Source organism: Paenarthrobacter nicotinovorans, assembly GCF_007670255.1.
In the GTDB taxonomy this organism is placed as follows: Bacteria; Actinomycetota; Actinomycetes; order Actinomycetales; family Micrococcaceae; genus Arthrobacter; species Arthrobacter nicotinovorans_B.
In genome coordinates this window covers 1-16146 of record NZ_SZVS01000012.1, presented here as the reverse complement: position 1 = coordinate 16146, position 16146 = coordinate 1, and the positions used below count along the sequence as shown (strand labels likewise).

The 16146-nt window shown below is 62.9% G+C and carries 14 protein-coding genes; 11 read left to right on the top strand and 3 right to left on the bottom strand.

Annotated elements, in window-relative coordinates:
- Positions 1–18: 18 nt before the first annotated feature.
- The 5 genes from iolD to FDP28_RS16575 are packed head-to-tail and all read left to right on the top strand — an operon-like array spanning position 19 to position 6379.
- Positions 19–1944: a 3D-(3,5/4)-trihydroxycyclohexane-1,2-dione acylhydrolase (decyclizing) gene (gene iolD / locus FDP28_RS16595; RefSeq protein WP_144662649.1), complete on the top strand. Its 1926-nt coding sequence runs from the start codon at positions 19–21 to the stop codon at positions 1942–1944.
- Between the two features lie 46 nt (positions 1945–1990).
- Positions 1991–3502 (top strand): CoA-acylating methylmalonate-semialdehyde dehydrogenase, encoded by a 1512-nt coding sequence (locus tag FDP28_RS16590; protein WP_144662648.1) that lies wholly within the window; start codon positions 1991–1993, stop codon positions 3500–3502.
- A gap of 27 nt (positions 3503–3529) precedes the next feature.
- Positions 3530–4447: a sugar phosphate isomerase/epimerase family protein gene (locus FDP28_RS16585; RefSeq protein WP_144662647.1), complete on the top strand. Its 918-nt coding sequence runs from the start codon at positions 3530–3532 to the stop codon at positions 4445–4447.
- A 35-nt stretch (positions 4448–4482) separates the two neighbouring features.
- Positions 4483–5496 carry a Gfo/Idh/MocA family protein gene (locus tag FDP28_RS16580; RefSeq protein ID WP_144662646.1) on the top strand — a complete coding sequence of 338 codons (1014 nt, stop codon included), beginning with the start codon at positions 4483–4485 and terminating at the stop codon, positions 5494–5496.
- A 10-nt stretch (positions 5497–5506) separates the two neighbouring features.
- Positions 5507–6379 (top strand): sugar phosphate isomerase/epimerase family protein, encoded by an 873-nt coding sequence (locus FDP28_RS16575; protein WP_144662645.1) that lies wholly within the window; start codon positions 5507–5509, stop codon positions 6377–6379.
- A 53-nt stretch (positions 6380–6432) separates the two neighbouring features.
- On the opposite strand, the gene iolB is transcribed toward FDP28_RS16575, so the two are convergent.
- Entirely contained in the window at positions 6433–7326 is an 894-nt protein-coding gene (gene iolB / locus FDP28_RS16570; protein WP_144662644.1) for a 5-deoxy-glucuronate isomerase, read from the bottom strand.
- Positions 7327–7342: 16 nt separating this feature from the next.
- A complete protein-coding gene (locus tag FDP28_RS16565; RefSeq protein ID WP_144662851.1) occupies positions 7343–8083 on the bottom strand; it encodes a GntR family transcriptional regulator in 741 nt (246 codons plus the stop codon).
- Positions 8084–8400: 317 nt separating this feature from the next.
- On the opposite strand from FDP28_RS16565, the gene FDP28_RS16560 reads away from it, so the two are divergent.
- The 3 genes from FDP28_RS16560 (at position 8401) to FDP28_RS16550 (ending at position 11452) form a co-directional block, all read left to right on the top strand.
- A complete protein-coding gene (locus tag FDP28_RS16560; protein ID WP_144662643.1) occupies positions 8401–9396 on the top strand; it encodes a substrate-binding domain-containing protein in 996 nt (331 codons plus the stop codon).
- A 64-nt stretch (positions 9397–9460) separates the two neighbouring features.
- A complete protein-coding gene (locus FDP28_RS16555; RefSeq protein ID WP_144662642.1) occupies positions 9461–10513 on the top strand; it encodes an ABC transporter permease in 1053 nt (350 codons plus the stop codon).
- Positions 10514–10525: 12 nt separating this feature from the next.
- Positions 10526–11452 (top strand): ATP-binding cassette domain-containing protein, encoded by a 927-nt coding sequence (locus tag FDP28_RS16550; RefSeq protein ID WP_144662641.1) that lies wholly within the window; start codon positions 10526–10528, stop codon positions 11450–11452.
- Positions 11453–11521: 69 nt separating this feature from the next.
- Here the strand turns inward: FDP28_RS16550 and FDP28_RS16545 are convergent, their stop codons facing one another.
- Positions 11522–12541: a LacI family DNA-binding transcriptional regulator gene (locus FDP28_RS16545; protein ID WP_260842507.1), complete on the bottom strand. Its 1020-nt coding sequence runs from the start codon at positions 12539–12541 to the stop codon at positions 11522–11524.
- Between the two features lie 156 nt (positions 12542–12697).
- On the opposite strand from FDP28_RS16545, the gene FDP28_RS16540 reads away from it, so the two are divergent.
- From FDP28_RS16540 to FDP28_RS16530, 3 genes are all read left to right on the top strand, one after another.
- Complete coding sequence (locus tag FDP28_RS16540) at positions 12698–13885, top strand: Gfo/Idh/MocA family protein (RefSeq protein WP_144662639.1); 1188 nt, start codon at positions 12698–12700, stop codon at positions 13883–13885.
- A complete protein-coding gene (locus tag FDP28_RS16535) occupies positions 13882–14901 on the top strand; it encodes a sugar phosphate isomerase/epimerase family protein (protein WP_144662638.1) in 1020 nt (339 codons plus the stop codon). Before FDP28_RS16540 ends, FDP28_RS16535 begins: the two co-directional genes overlap by 4 nt.
- A gap of 80 nt (positions 14902–14981) precedes the next feature.
- Positions 14982–16007, top strand: coding sequence for a Gfo/Idh/MocA family protein (locus tag FDP28_RS16530; RefSeq protein ID WP_144662637.1), 1026 nt, complete (start codon positions 14982–14984; stop codon positions 16005–16007).
- The last annotated feature ends 139 nt before the right edge of the window (positions 16008–16146 follow it).

Genomic DNA, 16146 nt, shown 5'->3' with positions numbered 1-16146 from the left:
GTGGGAGCAACCCGTCGGATGACCGTGGCGCAGGCCGTGGTCGAGTTCTTGTCCAAGCAGTACACCGTGGACTCTGTTGCCGGTGTTGATTACCGTGAGCGCTTGATTCCGGGAACGTTCGGTATTTTCGGACACGGCAATGTGGCCGGAGTGGGCCAGGCATTGAAGCAGTACCAAGCCGCGGACCCGACCATCATGCCGTACTACCAGGGACGTAATGAGCAGGCCCAGGTGCATCAGGCTGTGGGGTACGCCCGGCACACGCGCCGCCGCCAGACGTTTGCTATCAGTACATCGATCGGTCCGGGTTCCTCGAACCTGTTGACGGGCGCGGCCTTGGCCACCACCAACCGGCTGCCCGTCCTGCTGCTGCCTTCGGATACCTTCGCCACGCGCGCCGCCGACCCCGTGTTGCAGCAGCTGGAGCTCCCCTACGCGTATGACATCACGGTCAACGACGCGTTCCGTCCGCTCTCGAAGTTCTTCGACCGCGTGTCCCGGCCGGAGCAGCTGTTCTCAGCTTTCCACCACGGCCTGCGCGTACTGACGGACCCGGCCGAGACCGGTGCCGTGACCATCTCGCTGCCGCAGGACGTCCAGGCCGAGGCGTTCGAGGTGCCCGAAGAGTTCCTGGCCGAGCGCGAGTGGCGGATCCGACGCCCCGAAGCCGAGGATGAGGACATCAGCCGTGCCGTCGAGGCAATCCGCGCCGCGAAGCGCCCGCTGATCATCGCCGGCGGCGGCGTGCTTTATGCCTACGCCAACGAGGAACTGGCAAAGTTTGCAGAGCTTACCGGCATCCCGGTAGGCAACACCCAGGCGGGCGTCGGCGTCCTTCCGTGGGACCACCAGTTCTCCCTCGGTGCCATTGGTTCAACCGGCACGACGGCGGCCAACGCCATCGCTGCCGAGGCGGACCTGATAATCGGCATCGGCACCCGCTACGAAGACTTCACCACTGCGTCCCGGACCGCGTTCCAGAACCCGGATGTGAAGTTCGTGAACATCAACGTCGCGGCAATCGACGCGTACAAGCACGGCACCACTCTGCCGATCGTGGCTGATGCCCGCAAGGCCTTGGTGAAGCTGAACCAGGCCTTGGGCGGCTATCGGGTCGGCGCGGACCTCGAAGAGAAAATCGCGGCGGAGAGGAAGCGCTGGAACGCGATCGTGGATGAGGCCTTCGAAACGCGCTTCACCCCGTTACCGGCTCAGAACGAGATCATCGGCGCTACCAACAAGGCCATGGACGATCACGACGTCGTCATCTGTGCCGCAGGTTCCCTCCCGGGCGACCTGCACAAGATGTGGCGGGTCCGGGACCCGTTCGGTTACCACGTCGAATACGCCTACTCCTGCATGGGCTACGAAATCCCCGGCGGTCTGGGCGTGAAGCGCGCAGCGCTGGCCGAAGCCGCCGCTGGGGGCGTGGACAGGGACGTGGTGGTCATGGTCGGGGACGGCTCCTACCTGATGATGCACACCGAACTGGTCACCGCCGTCGCCGAACGCATCAAACTGATCGTGGTCCTGATCCAGAACCACGGCTACGCCTCCATCGGTTCCCTCTCCGAGTCCCTCGGTTCGCAGCGCTTCGGAACGCAGTACCGCGTCCTGGACAAGGAACAGCACAGTTTCGACGCCGGTGAGCACCTGCCCATCGACCTCGCCACCAACGCCGAATCATTGGGCGCCAAGGTTATCCGGATCGAACCGGGCGAGAACGTCATCGAGTCCCTCGGTGCTGCGATCAAGGAAGCCAAAGCCGCCCCGGAAACCGGCCCGATCGTGATCCACGTCGAGTCCGATCCTTTGCTGGATGCTCCCAGTTCTGAGTCTTGGTGGGACGTTCCCGTCTCAGCGGCGTCGGAGCTGGAATCCACGCAGCAGGCCTACAAAACGTACACAGACCACAAGAGCCGCCAGCGCAAGCTGCTCGGCTGAACCCCAAGACCCCGCCACAAGAGCACTAAGACGAGGAAGTCCGCAGATGTCGACGACGACCACTTTGACCACCATCAACCACTTCATCAACGGCGCCGAGTCCGCCGGTGAAGGTGACCGCACCCAGCCGGTGTACAACCCGGCCACCGGGCAGGTTACCGCAGAGCTGCGCCTGGCCAACGAGAACGACTTGAACACCACGGTGGCCGCTGCCCGCAAGGCCGCTGATTCCTGGGGCGACATTTCCCTGGCCAAGCGCACTGCGGTGTTGTTCAAGTTCCGCGAACTCGTCGCAGCGCACGTCGATGAACTCGCCGAGCTGATCACCGCCGAGCACGGCAAGGTCCTCTCCGATGCCAAGGGCGAGATCGGCCGCGGCCTGGAAGTCATCGAGTTCGCCTGCGGGATTCCGTCCCTGCTCAAGGGCGACTACTCGGACCAGGTTTCAACCGGCATCGATGTCTTCTCCTTCCGGGAACCGCTCGGTGTGGTGGCCGGTATTACCCCGTTCAACTTCCCAGTGATGGTGCCGTTGTGGATGGCCCCGATGGCCATCGCCACCGGTAACGCGTTCATCCTCAAGCCCTCGGAACGGGACCCGTCCCCGTCGCTGCTGCTGGCAAAGCTCTGGCAGGAAGCGGGGCTTCCCGATGGCGTGTTCCAGGTCCTGCACGGCGGCAAGGAAACCGTCGACGGCCTACTGACCCACCCGGATGTGGACGGCATCAGCTTTGTTGGCTCCACCCCGATCGCCCAGTACGTCCACGAAACCGCCACCAAGCACGGCAAGCGTGTCCAGGCGTTGGGCGGGGCAAAGAACCACGCGATCGTGCTCCCTGACGCTGACCTGGACAACGCCGCCGACCACCTCGCTGCCGCCGCGTTCGGCTCCGCCGGTGAGCGGTGCATGGCAATTTCTGTTGCTGTAGCCGTCGGGGACGCTGCTGACTTGCTGGTCAAGAAGGTCGAAGAACGTGCCCTGGCCGTGAAGGTCAACAATGGCACCGAACCCGGCGCCGAGATGGGCCCGGTGATCACCCCGGCCTCGAAGGAACGCATCGTCAAGATCGTTACCGACGCAGAAGCCGCAGGTGCTGCCATGGTGGTGGACGGCCGCGACCTCGTCGTCCCGGGCCACGAAGAAGGCTTCTGGGTAGGCCCCACCGTGATCGACCACGTCAAAACCGAAATGACCGCCTACCAGGAGGAGATCTTCGGCCCTGTCCTGGTAGTGGTACGCGTCGACACCCTGGAAGAGGGCATCGCGCTGATCAACTCCAACCCCTACGGCAACGGCACCGCGATCTTCACCTCCTCCGGCGCTGCGGCACGGAAATTCCAGCGCTCGGTGACCGTTGGCATGATCGGCATCAATGTTCCCCTCCCGGTCCCGGTGGCGTACCACTCCTTCGGTGGCTGGAAGGCATCCCTCTTCGGCGACAAGCACATCTACGGCCCCGAAGGCGTTTCCTTCTACACCCGCGGCAAGGTCATCACCTCCCGCTGGCCCGAGACCCACCACGCCTCCGGCGCCTCCTACAACTTCCCCTCCAACTGAACCGCTGCAGAGAAAGACAACGCTGTCATGACTGATGTCGAGAACAAGCTCATCATTGGCACCGCACCCGATTCCTGGGGCGTGTGGTTCGCGGACGACCCCAAGCAGACACCGTGGGAGCGGTTCCTGGATGAGGTTGCGGAGTCCGGCTACAAATGGATCGAGCTCGGCCCCTATGGCTACCTCCCGAACGACCCCACCCGCCTGGCGGAAGAACTCAAGCAGCGCGATCTGAAGGTCACCGCCGGGACGGTCTTCACCGCGTTCCACCGCGGCGCCACGCAGTACGACGAAGCCTGGGAGCCCGCCCGCAAGGTAGCGGAACTCACGGCGGCAATGGGCGGCGAGCACATCGTGGTCATTCCGGCCATGTGGCGCGACGACGTCACCGGCGAGGCCGTGGAAAACGGGGAGCTCAGCGATGGGCAGTGGGCGGACCTCTTCGCCGGCCACAACCGTATGGGCAAGGTCCTCTTGGAGGACTTCGGCCTGCACCAGCAGTTCCACTCCCACGCCGATTCCCACGTCGGTGCCCAGAAGGACATCGAGACCCTCCTCGCGGCCACGGACCCCGAGTACCTGAACCTTTGCTTGGATACGGGCCACGCCGAGTACTGCGGGGCTTCCAGCCTGGAACTCATTAAGAACTACCCGGACCGCATCGGCTACCTGCACCTGAAGCAGATCAATCCCGAGGTCCTGGCTGAAGTCAACGAGAAGAACATGACGTGGGCCGCCGCCAACCTGGCCGGTGTCATGACCGAGCCGCCGAACGGTCTTCCGGATCTGCGCGCAGTCATCGAAGCCGTGGAAGGGCTTAACCGGCCCATCTTCGGCATCGTGGAGCAGGACATGTACCCGGTAGCGTTCGACGTGCCGATGCCCATTGCCAAGCGCACCCGCAACTACTTGCTTTCCTGCGGCTCGCGTACGCGGGTCCAGTAGCCAGACCACCCCGACTTTTTCGAAGGATAGATACAGTGACCAAGACTCTCCGCGTTGCCGTCATCGGCGCAGGCCGCATGGGTGCCGACCACATCAAGCGTCTCAGCACGCGCATCCACGGCGCTGAAGTAGCCGCCGTCGTCGATGTCGATCTTGCCCGCGCGCAGGCCGCCGTCGAAGGTATCGACGGCGCCGTGGCGCTGGCAAGTGCCGACGAGGCACTCAACAACGGCGACGTAAACGCCGTCCTGATTGCAACCCCCGGCTTCCTTCATGAGGAAATCCTCTACAAGGCGCTGGAAAAGGACTTTCCAATTCTGTGCGAGAAACCGTTGACCCCGGACGCCGAGAGCGCCTGGAAGGTTGTCCAGGCTGAGCAGGTTTTGGGCCACAAGCGCATCCAGGTCGGCTTTATGCGCCGCTTCGATGCCGAGTACTCGGCTTTGGGTTCCATCATCCGCAACAGCGAGTTGGGGGAGCTGTTGATGCTGCACCACCAGCACCGGAACCCGAGCACGCCCGAGGGCTTCACCAACGAGATGCTGATCAACGACTCCGTGGTCCACGAGTTCGATGCCATCCGCTACTTCACGGGTGAGGAGATCACCTCGGTGCAGGTCCGTCTGGGGAAGGCAACCCGCAACGCCCCTAATGGCCAGCACGACCCCCAGCACGTGTTGCTCGAAACCGAGTCCGGTGTGCTGGCCGACGTCGAAATCTACGTCAACGCAAAGTTCGGCTACCAGGTGGCCACGCAGGCGTCCTTCGAGGACGGCATCGTGAGCATCGGCGGTGACTCGGGTCCCTACATCCAGACCGCGGGCAAGTGGGGCGGCACCGTCACCCCCGGTTTCGAGGACCGTTTTGGTGCAGCGTACGACGTCGAGGTGCAGGCCTGGGTGGATGCGGCACTTCGCGGCGAAATCGGCGGCCCGACGGCCTGGGACGGTTACGCCACTGCAGCGTGCTGCGAGGCCGGCGTCGAGGCGCAGAAATCCGGTGAGAAGGTCAAGGTCCAGTTGAACACCAAGCCGGATCTCTACAAGTAGGGGCATCGGCATGAAAATCGCACTTGATCCCACTCCGTTCCACCACAGTCACAGCCTGCTGGAGTTTCCCCGGGTCGCGGCCGACCTCGGTTACAAGTACCTGCAGATGACCCCGCACGCTGACCTCATTCCGTTCTTCAACCACCCCAAGGCCGACGATGAGCTGGTGGGCAAGCTGAAGGCCGCGTGCAAGGACGCCGGCGTCGAGATCGCTTCTGTGTTGCCTGTCCTGCGCTGGTCGGGGCCGGATGAGGACGCCCGGGAGGCCGCGGTCCGTTATTGGAAGCGTGCCATCCAGATTGCCGTGGACCTGGGCGTGCAGACGATGAACACCGAGTTCAGCGGCCGCCCTGAGAAAGCCGAGGAGTCCGAGCGGGCTTTCTACCGTTCCATGGAGGAACTCCTGCCCATCATTGAGCGGGAGGGACTGGATGTGCTGATCGACCCGCATCCGGATGACTTCGTGGAAGACGGTCTGGCTGCCCTGCGGGTGATCCGTGGCGTGAACTCTCCGAACATCGGCATGGTCTACGTTGCCTCGCATACCTTCCATATGGGCAACAAGCCGCTGGAGATCATGCGGGCCGCCGGAGACAAGCTGCGCCTGGTGCATGTCTCGGATACCATGAACCACCATGCCTCGCACGGCCTGCGCTACATCACCAACCCGCCCGGCAATGCGGTGCGCGTCCACCAGCACCTGAAGATCGGCGATGGCGACGTCAACTGGACCGAGTTCTTTGGCGGACTTAAGGAGATCGGGTTCCTCGACAAAGCGAACACAGTGATGGTTTCTTCTGTGTTTGCCGAGGACGAGAACGCCGAGGAAGTCTCCCGCTACCAGCTCAAGACGATGACGGACTACATCGCCCAGGCCGGATAGTAGACATCAAGAAAGCCCCTGTGAATCCACAGGGGCTTTCTTGGTATTCGGAATCAGGCCGTGAACGGCAGTCGGGGATCCACGTCCTGACCTTCCCAGGTCTGGCGGATCCAGCCGTGGTGGGGGTCGTCGCTGATGAGCCAGTCGCGGACGCGTCCGGGGCCGGCCATGACGTTGAGGTAATAGAGGTCGTAGCCGGGGGCTGCCATGGCGGGGCCGTGCCAGCCGTAGGGGACCAGGACCACGTCTCCGGTCCGGACTTCGGCGGAGACATCGATGGGTCGTTCATCTGAGGCGTAGACGCGGGCGTAGCCGATCGCGTCGGTTTCCTCCGGGGCCGGGGAGCCGGGAGCCACACGGGTTTCGAAGTAGTAAATCTCCTCCAGGCTGGTTTCGCCGTCCTTCTCCTCGTCGTGCTTGTGGGGAGGGTAGGAGGACCAGTTGCCGGCCGGAGTGATCACTTCGCAAACGATGAAACGGTCGGCTTCCAGTACTGCGGGTGTGCCGAAGTTATGGACCTGACGGGAGCAGTTGCCCGCGCCGCGCAGTTCGACCGGGGTTTCGGCTGCCGTGATCAGCCGGGTCGGGTACGACGCCTTGGCGGGGGCGGTCGCGATGGCGACCCTGCCGCCGTCGTTCGAGCTGATGGTGACGGCCTTGTCGATTCCGGTGTAGAGGACATCGCTCGGCCCGTGGAAAACGGACTGCCGACCGGACAGACTGTACGCCTCGCCGTCGACTGTCACTGTAAAGGAGCCCCTCAGCGGCACCACGATGCGCTCTTCCGGAGCGGCAGGAAGCTCGACGGCGGCACCCGCGGCGAGCGTCGCGGCCTTCAGTCCCGTGTGGGCCCAGCCGTCGACGGCGAGGCTTGAGTCGGAGGTGCCGAGGGAGATGTCCCACTTGCCGTCAGTGGCGGTTCCCAGCGGGTATACCCAGTTGGCCATAAGTAGAGTCCTTGCGTTAGCGCTGTACGAGGGTCATTTCAAAGCTGTAGGAGTCAGCGCGGTAGACGTGGTGCCCGGTTTCGACCATGCGTCCGGTGTCGTCAACCGCGGTGCGTTCCATGGTGACCAGGGCGGAGCCGACCTCGGCCTCGAGGAGGGGCGCCTGGTAGTCGTTGGCGATCATGGCGCCGATGCGTTGGGAAGCGAGCCGGAAGTTGACGCCGCCGCGCCGCAGGATGGCGTAGAGGCCTTCGCTGGCGAGCTGGGCTTCATCCATGCTGGTGATGTCGTCCCGGACCCAGTTTTCCATGAGGGCCAAGGGCTTCCCGCCCACCTTGCGTAGTCGTGTGAAGTGGTAGACCTTTGACCCGGCAGGCAGTTGGAGGGCGGTGAGCGTTGCGGCGTCGGCCTCGACGTGGGAGAAGCTGAGGACCTCCGTGGTGGGCTTTTTGCCGTTGTTGCTGAGGTCGTCGAAGAGGCTGGAGAGTTCCAGCGGGCGGCGGACCTGGCTGGCTACTACCTGAGTGCCCACGCCGCGTTTGCGGACCAGCAGTCCCGCCCGGACGAGCTCGTCCATGGCTTTGCGCATGGTTGGCCGGGACAGATTGAGCTGCGCTGCGAGGTCAATTTCGTTATCCAAACGGCTGCCGGGTTCCAGCACACCGCTGTGGATGGCGGCCTCGATGCCCTGTACTACCTGGTGGTAGAGGGGTACCGGGGACGAACGATCGATGCTGAGACTGAGTTGGTTCGTCACTGGTTCCTCCTGGACGCCTGCTGAAGCCGACGAGGAAGCAGGATGCGGCTCCTCTGCCGGATGGAAGCTATGTCCGCTCATGTTCGCTTGATAGGACATACTGCCTTTTTCTGATAATAGCAGCAGGGTCGCGGCCGTCAAGGATGGGGGTCCGGGCAGGTCGCTTGCGGGTATCTACTCGAGGCAAGTACGTAAAAACATCCTAATGTCAGGACAAACTATTGACAAAGTGTGAGGTCAGTCACCATGATCTGAGTAGTGGGGAGATCCGGATACGAGTCTCCGGACCCCTCAACCTGAAATCAAAGGAGATAACGGTGGCAAAATTCTCATGGCGCAAAGCGGCGGTCGTCGCTGCAGTGGTTCCCTTGGTGGCACTGAGCGCCTGCTCGAGCCAGGGCGGCAAGCCGGCGGATGCCGGTGGGGGAGCAGCTGCAGGCCAAGTGGCCAGCACCGACCGCATCAAAGTTGCCCTGATTACGCATGCTGCTGCAGGAGACACCTTCTGGGACATCGTCCGCAAGGGTGCGGAGGAAGCATCCGCCAAGGACAACGTGGAGCTCCTTTACACGTCCGACCCCGAAGCGGGGCGCCAGGCGCAGCTGGTCCAGCAGGCCATTGACCAGAAGGTCGATGGCATCGCACTGACCCTGGCTACTCCGGATGCGTTGAAGGATGTCCTGAAGAAGGCCACTGATGCAGGCATTCCCGTAGTGAGCCTCAACGCCGGTGAATCAGTCTCGGCCCAGCTCGGTGCCTTCACCCACTTCGGTTCCAACGAGCAACTCGCTGGCGAAGCCGTTGGTACCCGGCTCGCGGCCGAAGGCTACAAGCACCCCGTGTGCGTCATCCAACAGCAGGGTCACGTAGGCCTGGAAGCCCGTTGCGCCGGCGTGAAGGCCAAGGTTCCCGCCACTGAGATCCTCTACGTTGACGGCAAGGACATGACCGCGGTGCAGTCCACGGCAACTGCCAAGCTCCAGGCGGCCAAGGACGCCGACGTGATCATCGGACTCGGTGCACCGATCACTCTTACCTTGCTGAAGTCGGTTTCCGACGCCGGAAGCTCCGCCAAGGTGGCCAGCTTCGACCTCAATGCCGACCTCGCCCAGAAGATCGTGGACGGAGCGGTGATCTTCACCGTCGACCAGCAGCCGTGGCTCCAGGGCTACATGTCCGTTGATTCCCTGTGGCAGGCAAAGCGGGGAGGCTTCAAGATCGGCGGCGGCCAGCCCGTCCTGACCGGTCCCACCATCGTGGACAAGTCCAACGCTTCCGACGTCCTCAAGTTCGCCCAGCAGGGCGTTCGCTAGATCCCGGCATCGGGCTGCGCGGCGGATGGCCGCCGCGCAGCCTGGACAACAAGGAGTCACTCCCATGGCAAACACAGCAACCCTGCCGCCGGCGACATCGCCTGGTGATGAACGGGTAGGCCGACGCAACCCCTTCCAGAAATTCCTCGCCAGGCCCGAGGTCGGTGCCCTCGTAGGTGCCGTGGTCCTGTTCATCTTCTTCGCCTCCGTGTCGCAGACGTTCACCCAGCCAAATGCACTGGCTACCGTCCTGTACGGCTCCTCGACCATCGGCATCATGGCGGTCGGTGTTTCGCTGCTGATGATCGGCGGCGAGTTCGACCTCTCCACCGGCGTAGCCGTGATCTCGTCCGCGCTGACGGCCTCGCTCTTCAGCTGGAACTTCTCTCTGAACGCCTGGGTGGGCGTTGCTTTGGCCCTGGTGGTCTCGCTGGGCATTGGTTTCATCAACGGCTGGATCCTGGTCAAGACCAAGCTCCCCAGCTTCATTGTGACGCTGGCGACCTTCCTGATGCTGACCGGTCTCAACCTGGCATTGACCCGGCTCATCGGTGGCAGTGTCTCTTCCCCGTCCATCTCCAAGCTTGATGGCTTCGAATCGGCGCGTGCGGTTTTCGCCTCCTCCATCAGCATTGGCGGCGTGGAAGTGAAGATCACGGTGTTCTTCTGGATTGTCTTGGTCCTGGTTGCTTCCTGGGTACTGCTGCGCACCCGCGTCGGCAACTGGATCTTCGCCGTGGGCGGCGATGCCAATGCTGCCCGCGCAGTAGGTGTCCCCGTCACCAAAACCAAGATCGGCCTGTTCATGGCTGTGGGTTTCTGCGGCTGGATCCTGGGCATGCACAATCTCTTCGCCTTCGATGCCGTGCAGTCCGGTGAAGGTGTGGGCAACGAGTTCCTTTACATCATTGCGGCGGTCATCGGTGGCTGCCTCCTGACCGGCGGCTACGGCTCAGCAGTAGGCGGCGCTATCGGCGCCTTCATCTTCGGCATGGCCAACAAGGGCATTGTGTACGCACAATGGAACCCGGACTGGTTCAAGTTCTTCCTGGGCTTGATGCTCCTGCTGGCAACCATCGTCAACCTCATCGTCAAACGCCGGGCAGAGCTGAAGTAAGGGGCCGGAACCATGAACGCACAACAGATCGACCAGCAGACCCTGCTGAAAGACGAGAAGGACCCCTTGACGCACACACCAGTGCATCTGCTCTCACTCGATGGTGTAGGTAAGCACTACGGCAACATCATCGCGCTGCGGGACGTGACCATGGCCGTGGACAATGGCCGAGTCACCTGTGTCCTCGGCGATAACGGTGCCGGCAAGTCCACCCTGATCAAGATCATCGCCGGACTCCACCAGCACGATGAGGGCACGTTGAACGTGATGGGGGATGCCAGGAAGTTCAACTCACCCAGGGACGCCCTCGACGCCGGCATTGCCACCGTTTACCAGGACCTCGCCGTGGTCCCGTTGATGCCCATCTGGCGGAACTTCTTCCTCGGTTCGGAGCTGACCAGCGGTTTCGGCCCGTTCAAGAGCATGGATGTCCAGAAGATGAAGGACATCACCAAGAAGGAACTTGCTGACATGGGCATCGACCTGCGCGATGTGGAGCAGCCCATCGGCCAGCTCTCCGGCGGTGAACGCCAGTGCGTCGCCATCGCCCGTGCAGTGTACTTCGGTGCCAAGGTCCTGATCCTCGACGAACCGACGGCCGCGCTGGGAGTCAAGCAGTCCGGCGTCGTCCTTCGCTACATCCTGCAGGCGCGCGACCGGGGCCTGGGCGTCATCTTCATTACCCACAATCCGCACCACGCCTATCCCGTCGGTGACCGGTTCCTGCTGCTCAAGCGCGGCAAATCGATCGGTTACTACGACAAGAAGGACATCAGCCTCGATGAGCTGACGGCGCAGATGGCCGGCGGCGCGGAGTTGGCCGAGTTGGCCCATGAGCTGGAGCAGCTGGGCGGACACTCGGCTGCATTGGAGGAAGTCAAAGCCGAGGTCGCGGACGTCGCAGAGGCTGCCCCGGAGGCAAGCTCAAAGCGCCACTAGGCTTTCTTCGCGGATCTCTGCCCGGAGCCCCTCAGTGGCTCCGGGCAGAGCCGTATCCAGCCCAGGTTTTCAACCTCGAATGGACGTGGTTCCGCGCAGCACCAAGGCAGGTTCGATCAGCGTCTGCTCGGGTTGGAGGGCGGGATCCTCGATTCTTGCCAGCAGCCTGCGGGCGGTAGCCACGCCTACGAGGTCGCTTCGATTGTCTATTGAGGTGAGGTCCAGATAACGCGACTTCGCCAGGGGCGAGTTGTCGTAGCCGATCACCGATACATCGTTCGGAACTGAGAGACCGCGCGCCTTGAGCGCGGCGAACGCGCCGACTGCCATGGTGTCGTTGGCTGCGAAGATCGCGGTGGTCTCCGGGTGGCCGTCCAGGAGTCGGACGGCTGCCTGATAGCCGTCCTCTTCCGACGTGCCAGGGGACTGGCTGATCACAGGTTCGACGCCGGCCGTCTCCACCGCGCGCAGGAAACCGGCCCGTCGGTGTGCGGAGGCGCCGTCGGAACCTGAGAGGTGACCGATGCGGAGATGACCCAACTCCAACAGGTGGTTCGCGGCCAGGGTGCCCCCGCCGTCGTCGTCGTTGGTGATCAGGTCCGCGCCATCCGGAACGCCGTTGCGCCACCCGGCCACCACCGTGGGCACCCGGATTCCGGACAGCATGGCGTCGCTGGGCTCGGCGGCGAGCGTCAAAGCGTCCACGTGCATGGCCAGTAGCCCGTCGGTGGCTTCCTTGATGCGGTTCTCGCCAGGGCGGGAGTCGGCGAGCATCACCTGGTAGCCGAGGTCGGACAAAATCGATTCCATGCCGCGCAGGAGGTCGACGAACCACGGGTTCCGGTAGTCGTCGATGACCAGGCCGATGCTTTTGGTGCGGCTGCTGGCAAGAGTGGTTGCGGCGCGGCTGGGGCGGTAGCCGAGGTCGGAGATCGCTTTTTGCACGGCTCCCCGGCGCTTTTCGCTGATCCTTTCGGGGGCCTTGAGGTAGAGGGAAACCAACGACGGCGAGACACCGGCGTGTGAGGCGACGTCGTAGAGGGTGGGCCTCTTGCCCAGGGGGCTGTTGTGCGTTTCGGGGCTTTTCAAGGGATCTTCGTTGCCTTTCGTTCCTGCTTTCGAGGATAACCTCTCGGACATTGACAGGACATATGGACATGGCTACGATCGATCCAGGCGCAAATTGTAGCGCTACAAAATTGCCGACAGTGCTCACGCTGCGGCGACATTTCAAAGGAGAAATCAATGGCTGAAAGCCTCGGCGTCGCCGTCATCGGCGCAGGCATGGCCGGCAAGGCCCACGCTGCCGCCTACCGTGCGGCCTCTGCCCTCTACAGCCCCGTACTGCCCCCATTGCGCCTCGTGTCGATCGCGGATGTCAATGCCGAATTCGGCTCCCTGGCCGCTCGGCGCTTCGGATACGAACGCAGCGACACCTCCTGGCAGGCCATTGCGGAGGCTGACGACATCGACGTGGTCAGCGTGGTCATCGCCAACTCAATCCACCGCGAAGTGGTTGAAGGGCTGTTGGCTGCCGGCAAGCATGTTCTGTGTGAGAAGCCGCTCAGTGACACCATCGCCGATGCGCAGGCCATGGCTGATGCTGCCCGGTCCGCCGAAGCCCGGGGGACCTTGGCCCGTATCGGATTCACGTTCCGACGGACCCCTGGCATTGCCTACATCCGGGATCTCATCCGCAATGGAACCCTGGGTAACGTCCTGCACTTCAGCGGCCGCTATTGGACGGACTATGGCGTCAGCCCCGCCGCTCCCATGAGCTGGCGCTACAAGGGTGGGCCGGGCTCCGGTGCGCTCGCCGATGTCGGAAGCCATCTGACCTATATCTCCGAATTCCTGTGCGGCGACATCCAATCCGTCAGTGGAGGTCGTCTGGTCACCTCGATCGACAAGCGCCCGCTGCCACTGAGTGCCGTGATGGGACACGACCACGTAGCCGTGTCCGACACCTTTGAAGCCGTGGAAAATGATGACTACGCGGCCTTCAATGCCGGGTTCGCCAGCGGAGCGGGCAGCTTTGAGGTCTCACGTGTTGCCGCAGGGCATGCGAACAGCCTGCAGTTCGAGGTGTTCTGCGAGAACGGCGGCGCCAAATTCGACCAGCGCCGCCCTTCTGAGATCCAGTTGTTCCTGAATGACGAAGCGGGCCTGCAGAACGGCTACCGGCAAGTCATTCTGGGCCCAGGGCACCCTTACATTTCGGGAGGCCTTGCCATGGACGCCCCGGAAGTGGGTTTCGGCCAGAACGATGCCTTCGGCTACCAGGCCCGGGCGTTCCTCGAAGAAGTCGCAGGGCTGCCCGAAGCGGAGTCACTGCCTCGCTGCGCAACCTTCGACGAGGGCGTTCGCAACATGGCACTCCTCGGTGCTGTTGCCGAGTCCGCCCTTAACAACGGAAAGAAGATCACACTATGAAACTCGGTGTCTACAACGCCATCCTGCATGACCGGTCCTTGCCGGAGGCCTTGAAGGTCATTGCTGACCTGGGGCTGACTGGAATCGAAATCAATACCGGAGGGTTCCTTCCAGCGGTGCATGTGCCCACTATGGACGACATCCTGGTGTCGGATGCTGCCAGGGACGATTACCTGGGCCTCTTCGAAGGCACGGGCGTCTCTATCGCCGGCTTGAACTGCAATGGAAACCCCCTGCATCCACGTCGGGAAATCGGTGAGAGGCATGCCGAAGACATCCGCCGCTCCATCCGACTGGCCCGCAGGCTGGGGCAGGATCGCGTCGTGACCATGTCTGGACTGCCCGGCGGCGAACCCGGTGCCACGGTGGTGAACTGGGTAGTCAACGCCTGGAACTCTGCGGCACTGGACGTACTGGACTATCAGTGGGGCGTGGCGGCGGAATTCTGGAAGGAAATTGACCGGCTGGCCGCCGATCACGGGGTAAAAGTGGCCCTGGAGTTGCACCCGCAGAACATCGTGTTCAACACGGCCGATGTCTACAGGCTCATCGAACTCACGGGCGCCACGCATGTGGGCGTGGAGCTGGATGCCTCGCACCTGTTCTGGCAGCAAATGGACTCGGTGGCTGTGGTCCGGGAACTTGGGTCGCTGGTGTTCCAGGCTGCCGCGAAGGACGTTCGCGTGAACACGGGCAACGCTGCTTTGTATGGGGTCCTGGACAACAGCTTCAGGCGGTTGTCACCCGAGGAGGACCGGACCAACCTTGGCGGAGACGAATGGGCCAACGAATGGCCGAAGAACTCAGCCTGGGACTTTGTTGCCCTGGGGCGCGGCCACGACACCTCCTACTGGGCCGAGTTCCTCCGCGCGCTTTACGACGTGGATCCGGACATGCTGGTCAACATCGAACACGAGGATGTATCCCTTGGCCGGATCGAGGGTCTTGAGGTTGCGGCGAAGGTATTGCGCGAGGCGGACGCGGCTCTCGAGGCGTCGTTGGGTGCGAATGTTTGACAGGACAAACTGACAAGCTTTAGTGTCGCATCAGGAATTTTCCCAAGAAAACAACTTCTGCTGCAGTGACGGAGACAGAAATGACGAACGTAGTGACCCTCGGCCTGGTGGGCGTGGGCCGGATCGGCGTGATGCACGCCAACAACATCAGCGCGCTCAACGACACAATGGCACAGGACGGAGTGCAGGTGCGGCTGAAGCTGACGGACGTTGCGGAGAAGCACGCGCGCTCCGTCGCGGACAGCGTCGGTGCTGAATTCGTGGGCTCGGTGGAGGAACTGATCGCCTCCGGGGTGGACGGCCTGGTTATAGCTACAGGTACAGCAACGCATCCCGACCTCATCAGGGCTGGAGTGGATGCCGGTATCCCCGTGTTCTGCGAAAAGCCAGTAGCCGTGAACGTGGCGGAATCGCTTCCGGTCCTGGACTATATCCGCGAAAAGAACGGAGTAGTGCAGATCGGGCATCAGCGCCGCTTCGATGCGGGCTACCTTGAGGCCAAACGCGCCTACGAAGCCGGAGAACTCGGGTGGATCCACTCGGTCAGGGCCGTCACCTGCGACATGACCCCGCCCCCGGTCGAATTCCTAGCTACCTCGGGTGGTCTGTTCCGCGACTGTTCCGTCCACGACTTCGACATCCTCCGCTGGCTCACCGGCAAGGAAATCGTTGAGGTCTACGCCAAAGGTTCCAATAATGGCGACCCGGCGATCGGCGAGGTGGGCGACGTTGATACCGCTTTGGCGGTTGTGACGTTCGACGACGGCACGGTAGGCACGGTCTCAGCCAGCCGATACAACGGGGCCGGGCACGATGTCCGGCTGGAACTCCAGGGTTCCGAACGCTCGGTCCTGGTGGGCATGGACCAGCAGATGGCCATGCGTTCTGCTGAGCCGGGAGTGGTGTTTCCCTCCGGAACGGCGCATGCCACCTTCGCTGAGCGCTTCGATCAGGCATACCGGTCCGAGATGGCGGCGTTCGTGGAACTCGTGCTTGGGCAACGAAAAAACCCTTGCACTCCCGAGGACGCAGTGGCCGCATCCAAGGTAGCCGATGCAGCACAGGAGTCCCTGGAAACAGGTTTGCCGGTCAGGGTCTCTGCCTAGTCGCTCCGTGCTCCCTATGCTCTTGCTTATGTTCTGAGCGGTGGAGACTGTCCGGTAAACACTGTGTGGTGGTGGTTGCGGCGGGGTGTTTGGTGGGGGTCGATGTGGGGTGGGGGGATGAACCAGGGTGTGCCGGTTT

Coding starts and splice junctions, on each gene's coding strand:
- FDP28_RS16575 (WP_144662645.1), top strand. CDS start 5,507: ATGAAAATCGCACTTGATCCCACTCCGTTCCACCACAGTCACAGCCTG.
- FDP28_RS16530 (WP_144662637.1), top strand. CDS start 14,982: ATGACGAACGTAGTGACCCTCGGCCTGGTGGGCGTGGGCCGGATCGGC.
- iolD (WP_144662649.1), top strand. CDS start 19: ATGACCGTGGCGCAGGCCGTGGTCGAGTTCTTGTCCAAGCAGTACACC.
- FDP28_RS16535 (WP_144662638.1), top strand. CDS start 13,882: ATGAAACTCGGTGTCTACAACGCCATCCTGCATGACCGGTCCTTGCCG.
- iolB (WP_144662644.1), bottom strand. CDS start 7,326: ATGGCCAACTGGGTATACCCGCTGGGAACCGCCACTGACGGCAAGTGG.
- FDP28_RS16550 (WP_144662641.1), top strand. CDS start 10,526: ATGAACGCACAACAGATCGACCAGCAGACCCTGCTGAAAGACGAGAAG.
- FDP28_RS16590 (WP_144662648.1), top strand. CDS start 1,991: ATGTCGACGACGACCACTTTGACCACCATCAACCACTTCATCAACGGC.
- FDP28_RS16540 (WP_144662639.1), top strand. CDS start 12,698: ATGGCTGAAAGCCTCGGCGTCGCCGTCATCGGCGCAGGCATGGCCGGC.
- FDP28_RS16585 (WP_144662647.1), top strand. CDS start 3,530: ATGACTGATGTCGAGAACAAGCTCATCATTGGCACCGCACCCGATTCC.
- FDP28_RS16555 (WP_144662642.1), top strand. CDS start 9,461: ATGGCAAACACAGCAACCCTGCCGCCGGCGACATCGCCTGGTGATGAA.